General features: G+C 43.7%; 13 protein-coding genes. 8 read left to right on the top strand and 5 right to left on the bottom strand.

Annotated features, from left to right (window positions below):
• Nucleotides 1–43 precede the first annotated feature (43 nt).
• From OH459_RS16760 to OH459_RS16740, 5 genes are all read right to left on the bottom strand, one after another.
• Nucleotides 44–1,015, bottom strand: coding sequence for a TAXI family TRAP transporter solute-binding subunit (locus tag OH459_RS16760; RefSeq protein WP_005451897.1), 972 nt, complete (start codon nt 1,013–1,015; stop codon nt 44–46).
• Nucleotides 1,016–1,227: 212 nt separating this feature from the next.
• Nucleotides 1,228–4,275, bottom strand: coding sequence for an efflux RND transporter permease subunit (locus tag OH459_RS16755; protein WP_269987742.1), 3,048 nt, complete (start codon nt 4,273–4,275; stop codon nt 1,228–1,230).
• Complete coding sequence (locus OH459_RS16750) at nt 4,272–5,042, bottom strand: efflux RND transporter periplasmic adaptor subunit (protein ID WP_269987740.1); 771 nt, start codon at nt 5,040–5,042, stop codon at nt 4,272–4,274. Before OH459_RS16750 ends, OH459_RS16755 begins: the two co-directional genes overlap by 4 nt.
• 691 nt (nt 5,043–5,733) lie before the next feature.
• Nucleotides 5,734–6,300, bottom strand: coding sequence for a hypothetical protein (locus OH459_RS16745; RefSeq protein WP_005451891.1), 567 nt, complete (start codon nt 6,298–6,300; stop codon nt 5,734–5,736).
• Nucleotides 6,300–6,935, bottom strand: coding sequence for a LysE family translocator (locus OH459_RS16740; RefSeq protein WP_009696973.1), 636 nt, complete (start codon nt 6,933–6,935; stop codon nt 6,300–6,302). Before OH459_RS16740 ends, OH459_RS16745 begins: the two co-directional genes overlap by 1 nt.
• 403 nt (nt 6,936–7,338) lie before the next feature.
• Here OH459_RS16740 and OH459_RS16735 point away from each other — a divergent pair, with 403 nt between their 5' ends.
• The 8 genes from OH459_RS16735 (at nt 7,339) to OH459_RS16700 (ending at nt 15,714) form a co-directional block, all read left to right on the top strand.
• Nucleotides 7,339–7,842, top strand: coding sequence for a hypothetical protein (locus tag OH459_RS16735; RefSeq protein ID WP_223295806.1), 504 nt, complete (start codon nt 7,339–7,341; stop codon nt 7,840–7,842).
• 88 nt (nt 7,843–7,930) lie between these two features.
• Nucleotides 7,931–8,425, top strand: a complete 495-nt coding sequence (locus OH459_RS16730) for a hypothetical protein (RefSeq protein WP_005451888.1) — start codon at nt 7,931–7,933, stop codon at nt 8,423–8,425.
• A gap of 76 nt (nt 8,426–8,501) precedes the next feature.
• Nucleotides 8,502–9,206 carry a molecular chaperone gene (locus OH459_RS16725; protein ID WP_005451887.1) on the top strand — a complete coding sequence of 235 codons (705 nt, stop codon included), beginning with the start codon at nt 8,502–8,504 and terminating at the stop codon, nt 9,204–9,206.
• 1 nt (nt 9,207) lies between these two features.
• Nucleotides 9,208–9,894, top strand: a complete 687-nt coding sequence (locus OH459_RS16720; RefSeq protein WP_172580578.1) for a fimbria/pilus periplasmic chaperone — start codon at nt 9,208–9,210, stop codon at nt 9,892–9,894.
• Entirely contained in the window at nt 9,878–12,361 is a 2,484-nt protein-coding gene (locus tag OH459_RS16715) for a fimbria/pilus outer membrane usher protein (protein WP_269987736.1), read from the top strand. The genes OH459_RS16720 and OH459_RS16715 overlap by 17 nt, the downstream gene beginning before the upstream one ends.
• Nucleotides 12,351–13,223 (top strand): hypothetical protein, encoded by an 873-nt coding sequence (locus OH459_RS16710; RefSeq protein WP_114093183.1) that lies wholly within the window; start codon nt 12,351–12,353, stop codon nt 13,221–13,223. The genes OH459_RS16715 and OH459_RS16710 overlap by 11 nt, the downstream gene beginning before the upstream one ends.
• A gap of 107 nt (nt 13,224–13,330) precedes the next feature.
• Nucleotides 13,331–13,999 (top strand): response regulator transcription factor, encoded by a 669-nt coding sequence (locus tag OH459_RS16705; protein WP_017188108.1) that lies wholly within the window; start codon nt 13,331–13,333, stop codon nt 13,997–13,999.
• Nucleotides 14,000–14,235: 236 nt separating this feature from the next.
• Nucleotides 14,236–15,714, top strand: coding sequence for a carboxypeptidase M32 (locus OH459_RS16700; protein WP_029789763.1), 1,479 nt, complete (start codon nt 14,236–14,238; stop codon nt 15,712–15,714).
• Nucleotides 15,715–15,758 lie beyond the last annotated feature (44 nt).

The following is a 15,758-nucleotide window of genomic DNA, read 5'->3' as shown; positions in this document are numbered from 1 at the left end:
CATCGCAAACTACGATGGCGTTTTTATTAGTTCTAAGTGGAAATTACTTAATCAAACCCACTTCTTTGTAGTACTTCTCAGCACCTGGATGAAGCGGCGCAGATAGACCATCTTTCACCATTTCTTCTTTCTTCAAGTTGGCGAATGCTGGGTGTAGACGGCGGAAATCATCAAAGTTTTCGAATACCGCTTTCACTACGTTGTAAACTACTTCGTCTGGCACGGCCGTTGAAGAAACAAACGTCGCACCTACACCAAAGGTTTGTACATCACTTTCTGAACCGCGGTACATGCCACCCGGTACGTTTGCGATACGGTAGAAGCTGTTATCAGAAACCAACTTCTCAACTTGTGGACCGGCTACCGTTACGATGTTGCTGTCACACGAGGTCGTTGCTTCTTTAATCGCACCACTTGGGTGACCGACTGTGTAAACCATCGCGTCGATCTTGTTATCACACAGTGCTTTTGACTGTTCTGATGCTTTTAGCTCAGATACCAGCTTGAAATCATCATTCGTCCAACCGTACTCTTTCATTAGCACTTCCATGGTACCGCGCTGACCAGAACCTGGGTTACCAATGTTCACTCGTTTGCCTTTTAGGTCATCAAACGTGTTGATGTTAGCGTCTTTACGAGCCACAACGGTGAACGGTTCTGGGTGTACAGAGAACACCGCACGAAGCTCTTTGAATGGTCCTTTATCTTCAAACTTGCTCGTACCGTTATAAGCATGGTATTGCCAGTCCGACTGCGCGATACCTAAATCCAACTCACCTGCGCGAATGGTATTGATGTTGTAGATAGAACCACCGGTACTTTCTACTGAACAACGGATGCCATGATCAGCACGTGATTTGTTGACCAAACGACAAATTGCACCACCCGTCGGGTAGTACACGCCAGTTACACCGCCCGTACCAATGGTTACGAACGTATCTTTAGCAGAAACTGAAAAACTTGTACTTAGTGCAGCCAGAGAAGCCGCGACAGCAATTTGCTTGAGCTTTAACATTGAACGTCCTTATTTTTTCCTTTGTTTATGGCTTGGTAAGTATAGCAATCGTTAACAAACTGATAACGTTTAAGATCACATCCTGAGAATTATCACCACGCAGCAAAAGGCATTGATCGGTAAGAAATTATGAACCGTGTTCGACTTTAGTTTTAGCCCAACCAAAAAGCCCGCAGAATTTAACTGCGGGCTGTCCGGAATTTCAATAGTACTTAGTCGGTCGCTAGGGTTCTCTCCTCGCTGCTGTCATTGACTGCGGATGCACTTTCATTTCCTTTCCTGTGTGTCCATAGGTAAATGGATGGGATCACGGTAAGCGTGACGATCATCGAGATCACGCAGCCCCAACCAACCACCAGCGCCATCGGTGACATGTAGTTATCGTAACCACCCAAGCCGTACGCAAGCGGGATAAGACCTGCAACGGTTGTGATTGTGGTTAAGGTGATTGGTCTCACTCGGCTTTGCGTTCCACGAATTACAAACTCCAGCAAGTTGGTATCGTTACATTCCGCTTCGTGTTCTTTGAAGTGCCAAATCAGCACCAAGCAGTTGTTCACCATAATACCAATCAAGGCAATCATCCCGATGATGGAGAAAAAGCTCAGCACCTGATTATGTAAGAACAGAATAAACAGCGCACCAGCGATGCCAAAAGGAATCACCGTCAACACAATTAAGGTTTCGCGCATTCGGTCAAAAAGAAGAATCAGAAGCAACGCAATGCCAATAAACGCCACACTAATCGCGATGACAAAGCCTTGCTGCGCTTCTTGTGTTTCTAAGATCTGCCCTGTCGCAATAATAGAGGCACCGCCGTATTCTTTATTGGCAAAGGCTTCTTGAACCGCAGCAAAAACGGCAACCGGATCAGTCACGGTCGAATCGACACCTGACGAGACACGAATCACTCGCTCTCCATTAAAGTGTTTGATTTGTGCTTCTGCATCGGCATTTCTCCATCGAACCAGCTCACTTAATGGCACCAGCTTGTTATTGCTGGCGCGAACCAAAATGTTATCCAGTTCTTTTAAGGATTTGTCGTCTTCTTCTAAAGCGACTCGGAAGTACACTTCTTCTTCACCATTAAAGATCCGCGTCACGCGTTGACCGTCAATCGCAAACTTAATGATATCCCCGACTTTGGTGGCACTGATGCCGTAGTACTTGAGCCAGTGATGTTGCAGCTCAGCTTGAATCTGTGGTGCTGGTGCATTTAAATCACGTCGTACTCGGCTCGTCCCTTCCAATGATTCAATGTACGCCGTCAAATCATTAGCAAGCTTTTCTCGCCCTTCATCCGTACCGCCAACGACACGCAAGTCCACTGGACGTCCTACCGGAGGACCGCCGCCATCAATATCGAACTCAATTTGAGCCAACCCTGTAATTTGCGTTGCTTTCTCTTCCCACTCTTCGACGATTTGCTCTGCGGTTCTTGTTCGGCTGTTTGGTGGTGTTAATGAAATCACCCAATAGCTATTTGGTGAGCTCACTTCGCCGTACCAATAATTCACCTCTTCAGTGCTTTTGATCAGCGCTTCGAGTTGTTGTGTTTCTTTCCAGACGTCATCCAAATCTAACTCTGGATTCGATTCAGCACTGATTTCTATCAAATACGCGCCGTCTGTTGGGAAGAACAAGAAGCTCAAACTCTTATATGAAATCGCTCCTAAAGTCAGAATCACTACGGTAATACATGGCAGCGCTACTTTGCTGTTTCGAATGACAAGTTCAATTAAACGATTCAGTGCGCTTAAATCTAAAAATGGCTTTTTCTTTACCTGACTCTTCTTACTCAAAATGCCTTTTAAATGGGCAGGAATAAAGAACAGCGCGTCGATAAACGAAAAGCACAACGCAATAATGACCGTAAGCGGAATTACATAAACCAATTTACCGCTGTTTCCCGGTAAGAAGAGCAAAGGTATGAAGGCAATCATGGTCGATAAAATGCTTGCTAGGACCGCTGGGAATACACTCTTCACACCTTGCGAGACCGCCTTATCAACCGGATAACCTTCTTCAACTAGTGCCACGATTTTATCGCTCACCACCACGGCATCATCGACAATAATTCCGACAATCAAAATTAAGGCGGACATAGTGAACACATCCAGAATCTGCCCGAAAGGAGGCAGCAAAGCCAGCGTGCCGAAGATACATACGGGAATAGAAACCGCGACCCAAAATGCAATGCGTCTATCAAGGAAAAGCGCCAACGTAATCAACACCAAGCCAAGCCCAACCAAGCCGTTGTCTTGCACGATGCGCGCTTTCTCTTGGATGTCTTCGGACAAGTCAGAACCGATGGCGATAGTGTATTTGTCACCGAGCATTTTTTGCTGATTTGCAATCAAAGCTTTCACCGCGTTAGAGGTGCTAATAACGTCCGCGCTTTCATTGGTTCTTAAGTCAAAAAGAATACTCTTATTACCGTTGATTGAGCCATAAACCTCGCCTTTTTCAAACCCATCCTCAATGAGACCTGCAACGTCTTTAAGTTGAATATTCGGGCTGAATGAGATGAACATTTCACGCAGCTCTTCAATGCTATCCAGCTCGGCAGAGGTCATCAGTTCTGGGTTGTTCTTTAACGTTTCCAGACGACCACCGCTGATCAGCGTATTACGCTCTGCAATCAATGCCGCCACTTGATCCAACGTTAAGCCATAACGTCTCAAAGAAATCGGTTCGAGTTGGATTAAGAACTCTGGCGCACGCAAATCGACGGTGTAAACTTCACCAATCCCCTCAACACGCCGCAAAGCCAACTCTAGGTCTTTGGCTTTATCTCGCAGTGCTTTATAACCAACATCACCAGAAATACCAACCACCATGAAATCCAAGCTGTACGATTTTTTGATCGACAGCGTTGGCGCTTCGGTCACACCAGCGGGTAAATCCGTTACCCTTGCCAGTGCATCTCGAATGTCTTGGTAAACGGCATTCGGATCAGAGACATTGCTGTCCAGCACCACACTGATGTTTGAGACGCCAGTTTCCGACGTGGAGGTGAACTCTTTCAAGCCCGAAATGGACAGCAGTTCTTTCTCAATTTTACTGGTGATGTTGCTTTCAATATCTTTCGCACTGGCACCAGGATAAACCGTGACGATATCGCCTTTTCCTAAGTCAAATCGAGGCTTCTCAGCAAGGGGAAGATTGTAGGCAGTAAGGGCACCAATGCTGATGATCAAAATGGTCAGGATTTTAGACGCAAACTTTCGATGAGAGAGCAAATCTAAGAAGAAATTCACATTGCCTCCTGATCATTGAAATACACGTACGATTCCATGCCCGGATTAAGCTTGCCGTTGGCGTTATCTACCGTCACTTCAACAAGGAAGCCCGGCTCACTGTTTTGGAAAGCAGGAGAAAGTAAAGTGATGGTGCCGTCCAACGTCTGCTCAACAGAAGGCACTTCGACCTTAACCTTCTCGCCTTTACTGAACTTGTTGAAATCAATCTCTAACAGGTGAAAACGTACTTTCAATCGTTCCATATCTGCAATGATAAAGAGCGCATCACCCACCGAAATAAACTGCCCTAGCTCAACAGAGCGATTGATGACCACCCCATCAAAAGGTGCATCCGGAGAGGCTTTATCCAGCGTTCGAGCCGCGATTTTGTAGTGTGTATTACTTACGTTGAATTGAGCTCGACCAATGTTGGTTATACGAATTTGGTTGTCCACGTCACTTGCCGAGACGCCATTACTGGTCAGCAAGGATTGATAACGCTTTAATTGCTTTTCTTGAATATCTAACTCGGCACGACTCACCTCTAACTCGTTACGTGCTAAGTCCAAACTCAATGCATAATCTTCTGAGGACAGAGACAATAGCTCCTGCCCTTGAGTCACAGAGTCACCGTTATCGTAACGATAAGAATCCACCACGCCGACAACTTCACTTTTTACCACAACACTTTTTTCAGGAATCAGTTGACCAACAACGTAGTCGTTCGCTGCATGAGCAGCGCTTGATAAAAGAAATAAAGGAATTAGTACGGATCTTTTTTTCATTTAGTTATCTCATTTCCGATGAACCAAATGACTTGTGTAACCGTTCCTCCGACAAGTCACCACTGACAGGAACACACAAGCCTTTAGTGTTTACTAAGGCATTAACCAGAAGCACAGCAAACGATTAACACTCTTATTTATTGATGCTTGATATATAAATTATCAGTGGAGGTGTGGAAAAAAAGTGAGTCCTGACTGAAGCGTTTAACTACTTAAATCGAGGGAGTCCTTTCTGATTTGTTAGTACTTCGTTCAATCAAAACCGTTGCAGGTCTGTCGAGAGAAACTAACCATGATTTGATATATACCCAAGTAACCTCGAGATGCTTGGTTCAGCGAGAATGACTTGGTTTGAAGGCGAGGCAACAATTTGAAGATCTAGTGGTTCTAAATCGAAAATTGTTAACGAAGCATGCGAACCAAGGCAACTCGCCCTTCGGGAGCGTGTCACTGAAGCAATTTCATCGTCAAACAACTTGGAAATAGCTTGCTATTCCGCTTCGTTGTTTTCCTTGAACTTGAATCAGTGACGACGCTCTGAATCTAGCATCTTGAAGTCACTTGGGTATACCTCTATAACCTCGCGATGCTTGGCTATAAAAAAAGAGACAAGCCGCTCGACTTGTCTCTTTCTCATTTCATCATATTGTATTTATACCCAGGTCACTCCTAGATACTTAGGTATAGCGCATCAATCTCTGAGCCATTGATGATCTTCACCACCATCTTTCTTATTGAAAAATGCAGAGTGCTGCTGTTTGAACTGATCTGCTTTTATCTCTGAAATCGGCCACAATGTAAAATCTTCACGAATAAAGCTATCGTCAATACCAAACTCAAGCGTTCTTAGCTTATTGCCGATAAATCGATAGATGTACGTTTCACCGGTCTTCTCGCACACCATTGGTACATGCGACATCGGCTGACCATTGACTGAAACTGACACCCATTTACTACTCTTTGGCTCACAAGACGCTTGATTTACTACATCAATTTCGAACTTGTTGTCTAAGGTCGTACCGACAAAGACGACGGTGGAATCTTGCAAATAGACGCGCCTTAATAAAAGCTGTTTAGTATCTTGAGTACGTGTGGTTTGAATACCATTAGAAAATGGTTCGAAGTAAGACCAATGCCAGTTCCATTGCATGCCTTTTTCAACAAAGTGAAGTTGAGGTATGGTTTTCCAAGCCACAATACCAGCAAGCGCCGCAATAAAAGCGATCAGGATAATTAGAATTCGAACAAGTGAGTGCATTAGACTGGTTTTTCTACAAGTAATTTAACACCAAGTGCAACCAGTACCGCTCCAGTTGCCCCTTCCATCCATTTCATAAAACTTGCATTTTTTAACAAGCTTTTCGCGGAATTTAATGCACCAGCCAGACCACATTGCCAAACCATCGCAATCATAAAGTGAATAGACGCCATGAGCATAGATTGCATTAATGGAGAACCTTCTGGGTTAACAAACTGAGGTAAAAACGCCAAATAGAACACTGCCGTTTTTGGATTAAGCACATTAGATAAGAAGCCTTCACGGAAAGAGCGTTTACCGCTATACGCTTGGTGGGTCTGTTCAGAGACAGCAATGCCGCCATTCGATTTCATTAACGCTCTCAAACTACTTAATCCAAGCCAGATTAAATAAGCAGCACCCACCATTTTCACCATTTGAAATAGTTCAGCGGATTGAGCTAAAACAGCAGAGATGCCTACAGCAGAGAAAAATGCATGAACAAACAGACCGAAACAAATACCTAAACTTGTCGTACAACCATCTTTAAGACCTGCACGACTGGTGTTACGAATCACCAAAGCTGTGTCCAATCCCGGTGTAAGCGTCAAAATAGTGATGGCAATGAGGAATGCCTCAAAATTCAAAATATCCATATTCTTGTAGTGAGTGATTGTGCATTACCCATCAATACCGTCAATCCACGCAATTCGCAAGCAACTTTTGTGATCAACATCGTTGAAAATCACATAACGTACAAAGCCATACGCATAAAAGCACTTAATAAGCATACACACAAATGATTTTAAGATGCAGGGCTCAAAACGTTGTCATTGATTCGAGGTCAAGGAAAACAACGTAGCGTCTACAAACCAAGTCATTCTCGCTAAACAAAGCATCTCGAGGTTACTTGAGCATAAGGTCTTTCTTATATAAAGAGAGTTACTACTATTTCTACAACTTTTATAAAAACGATCAACCTCCTTTACTACTCTTCTATTTCCATCAGGAATTATAGTTTATTTCAACAACACAAAATAAACGAAAGTTGGTGTGCAAATGGGATATATGCTTCTTTTTCATTGCTGCCTGATGATCGCAATTTGGTTATTTATATTTGCGCCACTATTTAGTAACGCAAATACCTTAACGATGAATCTTGTTGGCAAATTAGAAGACCGATGTGAGATAAATTTCACGTCAGGTCAGAAAATCGACTTGTCAGACAGCAATATAAAAACACTACCATTGGACATATATTGCAACCAACCACTCGGCGTAAGCGTATATTCAAAAAATGGCGGACTAAAATTGGATAAAAGAGATGATATTCCACCATTCGAGTATTTATTTGAAATCAACATTAACAAAGCAAATATTCATGAAGAAGTAAAAAGCATTGATTTGCTCTCTGAAAAACGCTTTGACAGTTCAGGTGTTATTCCTTTCTCGGCACTAGGAGAAATAAGAATAACACTAGAAGACCGCTTGCTATACGCAGGCTATTACGAAGACGTGATTGAAATTGATGTATTCCCCTCAATTAACAGCGTCATCAACTAGGAGTTCTGTATTCGATACAGAGAAAGGCTAGCTCGGTGGGATTTGGGCTAAACATGTATGTTATCTCTCAAGTTAAAGGAATCTTTTTATGAAAAAACTTACGATTTGTGCAGCGGCTGTTACAGCAATTTTCGGTTCGCAAGTTCACGCAGGTCCGGGTGATGTTCAATTAGTGGGTTATGTTTCTCCAGTATGTGAAGTATCAGGGCTTGCTACTCAATTGCTCGACTTTGGTGATGTAACACAAGAACAAACTGTTTCTATCGATCTGGATATGAAATGTAACGATGTCGATGGTGCAACCGTTTCTTTGACCAGTTCTGAAGGTGGTCTTGAATCGGATGATGACGAAGATTTCGCGCTAACTTATACCGCAACTTTTGCGCCTACAGGTCTTCCATCATTTGATCTAAATGCACCTGGTGGTCCGGGTTTAAACGATGTCTCTAGTGAGCTGTCATACCCAGGTTCTTCGGGTCTAGCATCTGGTGTTGATGCGACATTGACTGTACAAACAACAGAAGTGGCAACATGGGCGGGTGGCTACTCAGATACGCTAACCGTTAACGTGACTTCTAACTAAGTTCCCCTCCGGGAGGCTAAGCGTATAGCCTCCCTTTCTACACAGCCATACCAAGCTGACATTGATGGAGCTCAACATGACTCGATGGATTATCCTAGTCGCAACATTTTTATTTTGTTCTTACGCTAACGCATACAAGGTTGAACCTATGGTTGCTGAGATTGAACCCATAGGCAATCGAGCCCAAATGTCGATGCGTATCGACAATACATCCCGAGTACCCCTAACTGTTGAGCTCTATCCTTTTTCAATGACCATGGATGAGCAAGGTGTAGAAACAACAAAACCCGCAGACGATGAATTGCTCGTTATTCCAGTAACCGCAATCATAGAGCCAGGTCGCTCTCAATCGGTCATGATTCGTTATTTGGGTGATCCTTCAATCTCTGAATCAAAAGCATACCGAGTCTCCATTAAGCAGGTTGAAGTAGCCCGTGGCGAAGAACAAAGCGCTAAGATGGGGTTATTACTTCAATTCAATACACTAATTAATGTTAAGCCAAAAAATACATCGGCAAACTTAGATATAAAAAGTGTCAAACAAAAAGGAAGCAAATGGATTGTTGAAGTAGAGAATAATGGTAATAGTTATGGCAGGCTAACGAATACTAACTGGCATTTAACGGATGGTAGTAATTCTAAATACCTAAAAGGATTAGATATTAGTAAGTTAATCGCAGGCACACTTGTACTTCCTCATTCAACACGATTTTTTGAAATGAAACCATTGAAAGGGTTTGACGTGTCAGATTTGTCGATAGAAATAGAACAGGATAAATAACATGTTCTATCAATCTATAACATGTCTAATCTTGTTATTATTTAGTGGTTTTTGTAATGCAATCATTATTTCACCAACTGTATTTGAATTGAACACAGATAGAAATACAACATCACAGATCATAGTGACAAATAATTCAACAGAAAAAATGCCGCTAGAAGCAAGTATTCATCAGCTAGTATTTAAGAAAAATGGTCAATATGAAACCAAAGCATTAAATAGCGACGCACTTTTGGTTTTTCCACCAGCAGCAATGTTAGCACCGAACTCAAAGCAAGTATTTCGTATTCAATGGCTTGATCCTTCTGTACAAAAGACATCCTCTAGCTACTTTATACGGTTTACACAAGCTCATTTAACGGGTGCTAATGGACAAAGTAGAACTTTGCCTATGCAGCAGAGCGGAGTCAAAATTAAAGTGCATTATAACGCGCTGCTTCATGTGTACTCCAACAACCAACAGCCTGACGTCACCTTGGAAGTGTCTGATGCCGGACAATTGGTTATTCGTAATACTGGCGAACGCTTTACCTACTCTCGACTACTGTATTTTGAGCCGTTAACAGCGACAGAAAATTACTCGCTCCAACAACAAGTCGGTGACCAATTTTTGCCACCATTTTCTACCTTCACCCTGCGTTCACGGAAAGCAATCCCAGTAGGAAAATATCATGGAAGAGAGCAATGAGCGTCGGAGCAGTGCTGTTTGGCTCCTATTCATTTTATTAACGATTTTATGTATCGCTCAAATCAACATCAGTTGGGCACGCGAGGTTGTGCTTAATCCAACAGGTCGAGATATCGAGCTATCCTCTCTTTTAAAAATCAGTGACAGCGTCTTGGGTCAGGCACAAGTCACCATTACCGCTGATGACGAGATTCGCTTACCGAAAGACAGTACCATCGCCCTACTTTCGTCATCTGTCGCCAAGTCAGCCTTAGAGAAATTACGAGACGCCCATTCAGGGACCCTATCTCAAGAAGACTTTCGACGTGCCGGGCTTGGGCTTACCTTTGATTTATCCACCCTAGAATGCATCATTTCAGTTCCTAACGAATTGAGCGTCACGCGACAAATATCGTTAGCTGAAGACAATGAACATTTTAATTATTCTGAACCCAGCTTTTTCAGTGGTTATGTCAATGTCACCGCATCGGCGAATGAAACTCAGACCATAGCAGAGCAAAATGACCGACAAAGTATTTACAGTACAAGATTTGAATCGGGCTTAAACGCAGGTTCTGCAAACCTTGAATACGAGGCCACCTTTGAAAATGGCTCGTCTCAAGACTCAGATTATTACCGCCAAGGCACGCGCTTAAACTATGATTTTCCTTCACAAGGAACGCGCCTTGTATTGGGTGATATGTTTAACTCTGGCAAGAGCTTTCAAGATGGTACCGACATCCTCGGAATCGGCATCACACGTGACTTTACTTTAATTCCTACTCGAAACGTGCGCCCTAAAGCCAATCAGTCTTTTACATTGCAACGCACCTCGAATGTCGACGTTGTTATCGATGGCATTGTCGTTCAGAGGCTGACACTGGGCGCAGGCAGCTATAACTTGAGTGATATCCCTCTCGCACAAGGTACTAACGATGTCGAATTGGTGATCACCGACTCTTCTGGGCAAACCGAAAGAATTCAATTTTCTGTCGCAACGGGGAATGACCTTCTTAACAGCGGAGAGTTTGAGTACAGTTTAATGGCGGGCGTGCCGTCAGAGGTCAATAACAACGAGCTCGATTATCAAACCGATCAAAAATTGATACATGGTTATCTTGATGTTGGTGTATTGCCATGGCTTACGCTAGGCGTAAACGGTCAAAAACGTGAAGACCTGTACCAATATGGTGGGACGGCTTTAATTGCAAGCTCACTAGGTGTCACCGAATTGTCCGCCTCGCAAAGTCATCATCCCACTCTCGATTCTGGGCAAGCATTTCGCATCGCTTTCGATGCAGAATTTGATGATGACAACCCTTGGCAACCACAATTAAGTGTTTTCTATGAATACCAATCGGAAAACTTCGCGGGCGTAGAAAGCTACGACACCATCGACTCTCCTCTCAACCAAACCACTCACTATGCCTCGGCGTTTGGTGCGTTTTATATTAATGACGATTTGCGTGCAGCTATGACGGTCAATTACCGCTCTGGCACTGAAGATACTGCGAATTATTGGTCAGTTAGCCCTAGCCTGTCCGGTTCCTTCTTCTCGACACCAGCGACATGGAGCGCAAGGGTCAGCTATCAGAACAACGACATCGGTTCAGATGAATGGAATACGTCTCTCACGTTAAGCTGGCCATTAAGCGATTCCACACGATTAGTCAGCCGCTACAACAGTGAAGTCGATCAAGCAGCACTAGACCTCACTTATCAAAATAATGTAGGTAATACTGGGGGCATGTCAGGCTATGCTTCTGTTGTTACCAGCCGAGACAGCGACGCTGACATTGACCTTGGCGTTAACTATTCTGCCAACCGCTTTCAAGTTATCGCTGACCACGCTACGCGTATGGAGAGTTTGAACGAAGATATAAGAAACCACAGTACGCGTGTAGAAGTCAGTAGTGCGATTGCCTTTGCTGGTTCCTCAATCACAGTTGGACGCCCAGTCCGTGAAGCGTTTGCAGTGGTGTCTAAGCACCCAAGCTTGGAAGAAAACAATGTTGATATCGATCCAACTCTAGACGGTGAAAACGCTCGCGTATATAGCCATAGCGCATCCAATGTAATGATACCGGACTTGGTTGCCTACAACCCTCAATTGATCAGTTATGACGTAGAGAACCTACCGCCCGGTTACGATTTAGGTGACGGGGCATTTTGGCTGAATCCTGGCTACAAACGCGGTTACCAACTCAAGATTGGCTCAGATTCTGTGTTAACCGTAATGGGAACATTACTCGATCGACGTACTGGCAGCCCTATCCCACTCATTGCTGGCGTGGCGACTTATTTGGGTAGCGAAACCCAACAGCCCATCGAATTCTTTACTAATCGAAATGGCTTGTTTGCAATCTCCGGCTTACGCCCCGGTCAATACCAACTCACACTCGACACAAAAGAAAAACAGACTGTGGTGATCACTTTAGATGAACGCAGCAATGTTTTAATCAGATTAGGAGAGCTTTATGTGGATTAAACCTTTTATCACTCTAATATTGCTTGCTCCCCCAGCATTAGCGGGTTCTCTTTGCTCAATGAGTAACTTAAGTGTCGAACCTGCTTCTACGCAGGCACGCTATGATGTGTTTGCCTCTGGTGCATACACACTCATTTCGACATATCGACTACGCGCGAATATTGAAGGCGAACAATGCCAAATTCCGGTCAAGTTAGAGATTGATGATGGTGACTCTTTTTTAAAAGGAGAAGCCAATGCCCAGCTAATTTTCGAATGGCAAGGCGGGAACGGTTACCAAAAAGGTAATCAATGGCATGTCGTCTTAACAGAGAATAACACTGATATCACCTTTCAAATACGTTATCCGGCTCAACAATGGCTCGCCTCAGGTATTTATCAAGGCAAGCTCGAAGCGACAGTATTAACCGAACAACTGCTCAATAACGAATATGTTTTACCAGCTGTGACAAATATCGCAGTCACTGTTTTGCCGATGGCCAAAATACAGTTTTATGGTTTGACTCAACAGCATTACGAATTGGATATGGGGATACTCCAATCCAATAAAGTAGTTACATCCGCGCCCAAACTTTGGATTCAAAGTAACGCCGGATATAACTTGGTTTTTGAATCAACAAACCGAGGTGCGCTCCGACACGAATCTGCGGACACCCAATGGGACATTAGCTACGATATGTATCTAGATTCTAAGCAAATTAACCTAGATCAGGCGAGTGCTAGAGTCAGCGAAAATACGCCATCTAAGGGACACGCCAAAAACATGAAATTTATCATCGGCGATACGCTAAATAAACCGGGAGGTACCTACAACGATGTGCTCCAGATCTCAATTGAACCTAAGCTTTCGCAACAACCTTAGGCAGTCGCAAAGTTGAAACAGAGAAAAGTGGCGAGCACTATACCCCTAGACTAAGGTGATTACATTATCAATATTATTAGTACAAAACTATTATATAGGGGCTAGTTATGAATATGGGGACGCGTAGGAATGAATTAGAATCTAACATCCTTCTTATTGGTGAAAACTGTATTCAAAACCAGTTTATTCGCCGAGAGTTGGAAAAGAACCCCCAAAACAAACTTACCCGTAAAAGCATCCATTGCTTAGACGACGAAATTAACTTGTCCAGCTACAACGTTGTTCTGATTTCTAACTATTTATTGGAAGAAAGACCACTGTCTGACTACATCTCACTCAAAACAAAAAACACCGACTTAGTGGTTTATGACGTACCGAAAACGGGCTCTGATCTTCGGCTTTTTTCTTGTCTCAATCTCAAAGGCGTACTTTATGAAGATTCGCCAATAGAGCATTTAACTCGCTGTATCGATGCCGTCTTAAGTGGCGAATTATGGTTACCTCGAAAACTGATGGCAAAAATGCTGATTCATTTCAGACCTTATGCCATCAGCTCTCAAGAAATCAGCAACACATTAACGAAAAGAGAAAAACAAATCCTCGATCGTATTGTTCAGGGACAATCAAATTTAGAAATTGCTGACGCCCTGTTTGTTGCGGAGAGCACGGTAAAAACCCATGTTTACAAGCTTTACAAAAAACTCAACGTTAGCTGTCGTAAGGAAGCCATTCAAAAATTCAGCCGCCCTCTTAGGCAAGAAACTCAAGAACATTAGCCATCGCTGACTCTAGCTTTGTTTCTCAACGCTCCTTTTGGTTAGGTGTACAAGTGTCTGAATTTGTGCACAATAGACCTGCATTGTTTGTTAATAAATAGTAAATTAGCAACACTTCTCTATCGGCATTCTCTTGATGCGGCACTTTTTCTGCATCGGTGCTGAGGGATTCGAACAATACGTTCAAGGACCCCGCTTGGGGCGTTTAAGGAAAGAACATAACAAAGAGTAGTCACATGAGCGCATTTCAAAAACTCGTCGAACATTCAAAAAAAGTCTCTAACTTTGGTCACTTAGCCTCCATCGTAGGGTGGGACCAAGCTGCCGTTATGCCATCAGGCGGTGCGGAAGCCCGTTCTAATGCAATGGCAGAACTTAATGTCCACATTCACTCTCTTATGACTCAACCTCATTTAGGTGATCTATTTGCACAAGCAGAAGAAGAGTCATTATCAACGCAAGATCAAGCCGTACTGCGTGAAATGAAACGCGATTGGCAGCAAGCGAATCTACTGCCTGAATCTTTAGTACAAGCCCAATCTCTCGCAGGTTCTAAGTGTGAACATGCGTGGCGTAGCCAACGTGGGAATGATGACTGGACTGGTTTCGAAAAAAACTGGGCAGAAGTCGTTAAACTGTCTCAAGAAGAAGCTCAAATTCGTGCAGAAGCTGCTGGCACATCACCTTACGATGCCATGCTGGAGCTGTACGAACCAGGCACAACATCCGCGTCTCTAGACGTGTTGTTTGCGGACGTAAAAACATGGTTACCATCAATGATTGATGAAGCCATCGAGAAGCAAAAAGCCAACAACATCCTGCTTCCGAACGGTCATTACCCGGCTGAAAAACAAAAAGCATTGGGGCTGGAAGTCATGAAGCTGCTTCAATTTGACTTCGAACATGGTCGTCTTGATGAAAGTGTTCACCCATTCTGTGGTGGCGTTCCTACTGACGTTCGTATTACCACTCGCTACGACGAAAAAGAGTTCGTGCAATCATTGATGGGTATCGTACATGAAACAGGTCACGCGCGTTACGAGCAAGGTCTGCCAAAATCATTAGCAGGCACTACGGCTGGTGAAGCTCGTTCAATGGGCATCCACGAATCTCAATCTCTGTTCTTCGAGATGCAAGTGGGTCGCAGCCAAGCCTTTGTTGAGCACCTTGCTCGTCTGGCTTCTAACCATTTCGAAGGTCCTGAGTTTGCTCAAGACAACTTGTCGAAAATCTACACTCACGTGGAGAAAGGTTTCATCCGTGTCGATGCTGATGAACTGACTTATCCTGCTCACGTTATCTTGCGTTACGAAATTGAACGCGATCTCATGAATGGAGTTATTAAGCACACTGACGTTCCTGAACTGTGGAATGAGAAGATGAAGGCTTACTTAGGTCTGTCAACAGAAGGTAACTTCAAGAATGGCTGTATGCAAGACATTCACTGGACAGACGGTGCCTTTGGTTACTTCCCTTCCTACACGCTCGGTGCAATGTATGCTGCTCAATTCATGGCTGCAATGAAGCAAACGGTTGATGTAGATGGAGCGATTCGCTCTGGAGATCTATCCCCAATCTTCACTTGGCTATCTGATAACATCTGGAGTAAAGGCAGCTTGTTGTCTACTGACGACTTGGTAAGCCAAGCTACAGGCGATGTATTAAACGCGAAACACTTTAAAGCACACTTAGAAAGCCGTTATCTTGGTAAGTAAGATTTGCTTTTGAAAAACCAAAAAGGCTGGTGAAATACCAGCCT

This window comes from Vibrio sp. MM46 (genome assembly GCF_027587135.1).
Taxonomy (GTDB): Bacteria; Pseudomonadota; Gammaproteobacteria; order Enterobacterales; family Vibrionaceae; genus Vibrio; species Vibrio harveyi.
The sequence above is the reverse complement of the archived record's forward strand: the minus strand, read 5'-3'. Positions and strand labels throughout refer to the sequence as shown.

Bases quoted from the DNA above. Each gene is read 5' to 3' on its own strand.
- OH459_RS16760 (WP_005451897.1), bottom strand. From the start codon at position 1,015: ATGTTAAAGCTCAAGCAAATTGCTGTCGCGGCTTCTCTGGCTGCACTA.
- OH459_RS16750 (WP_269987740.1), bottom strand. From the start codon at position 5,042: ATGAAAAAAAGATCCGTACTAATTCCTTTATTTCTTTTATCAAGCGCT.
- OH459_RS16745 (WP_005451891.1), bottom strand. From the start codon at position 6,300: ATGCACTCACTTGTTCGAATTCTAATTATCCTGATCGCTTTTATTGCG.
- OH459_RS16740 (WP_009696973.1), bottom strand. From the start codon at position 6,935: ATGGATATTTTGAATTTTGAGGCATTCCTCATTGCCATCACTATTTTG.
- OH459_RS16735 (WP_223295806.1), top strand. From the start codon at position 7,339: ATGGGATATATGCTTCTTTTTCATTGCTGCCTGATGATCGCAATTTGG.
- OH459_RS16730 (WP_005451888.1), top strand. From the start codon at position 7,931: ATGAAAAAACTTACGATTTGTGCAGCGGCTGTTACAGCAATTTTCGGT.
- OH459_RS16725 (WP_005451887.1), top strand. From the start codon at position 8,502: ATGACTCGATGGATTATCCTAGTCGCAACATTTTTATTTTGTTCTTAC.
- OH459_RS16720 (WP_172580578.1), top strand. From the start codon at position 9,208: ATGTTCTATCAATCTATAACATGTCTAATCTTGTTATTATTTAGTGGT.
- OH459_RS16715 (WP_269987736.1), top strand. From the start codon at position 9,878: ATGGAAGAGAGCAATGAGCGTCGGAGCAGTGCTGTTTGGCTCCTATTC.
- OH459_RS16710 (WP_114093183.1), top strand. From the start codon at position 12,351: ATGTGGATTAAACCTTTTATCACTCTAATATTGCTTGCTCCCCCAGCA.
- OH459_RS16705 (WP_017188108.1), top strand. From the start codon at position 13,331: ATGAATATGGGGACGCGTAGGAATGAATTAGAATCTAACATCCTTCTT.
- OH459_RS16700 (WP_029789763.1), top strand. From the start codon at position 14,236: ATGAGCGCATTTCAAAAACTCGTCGAACATTCAAAAAAAGTCTCTAAC.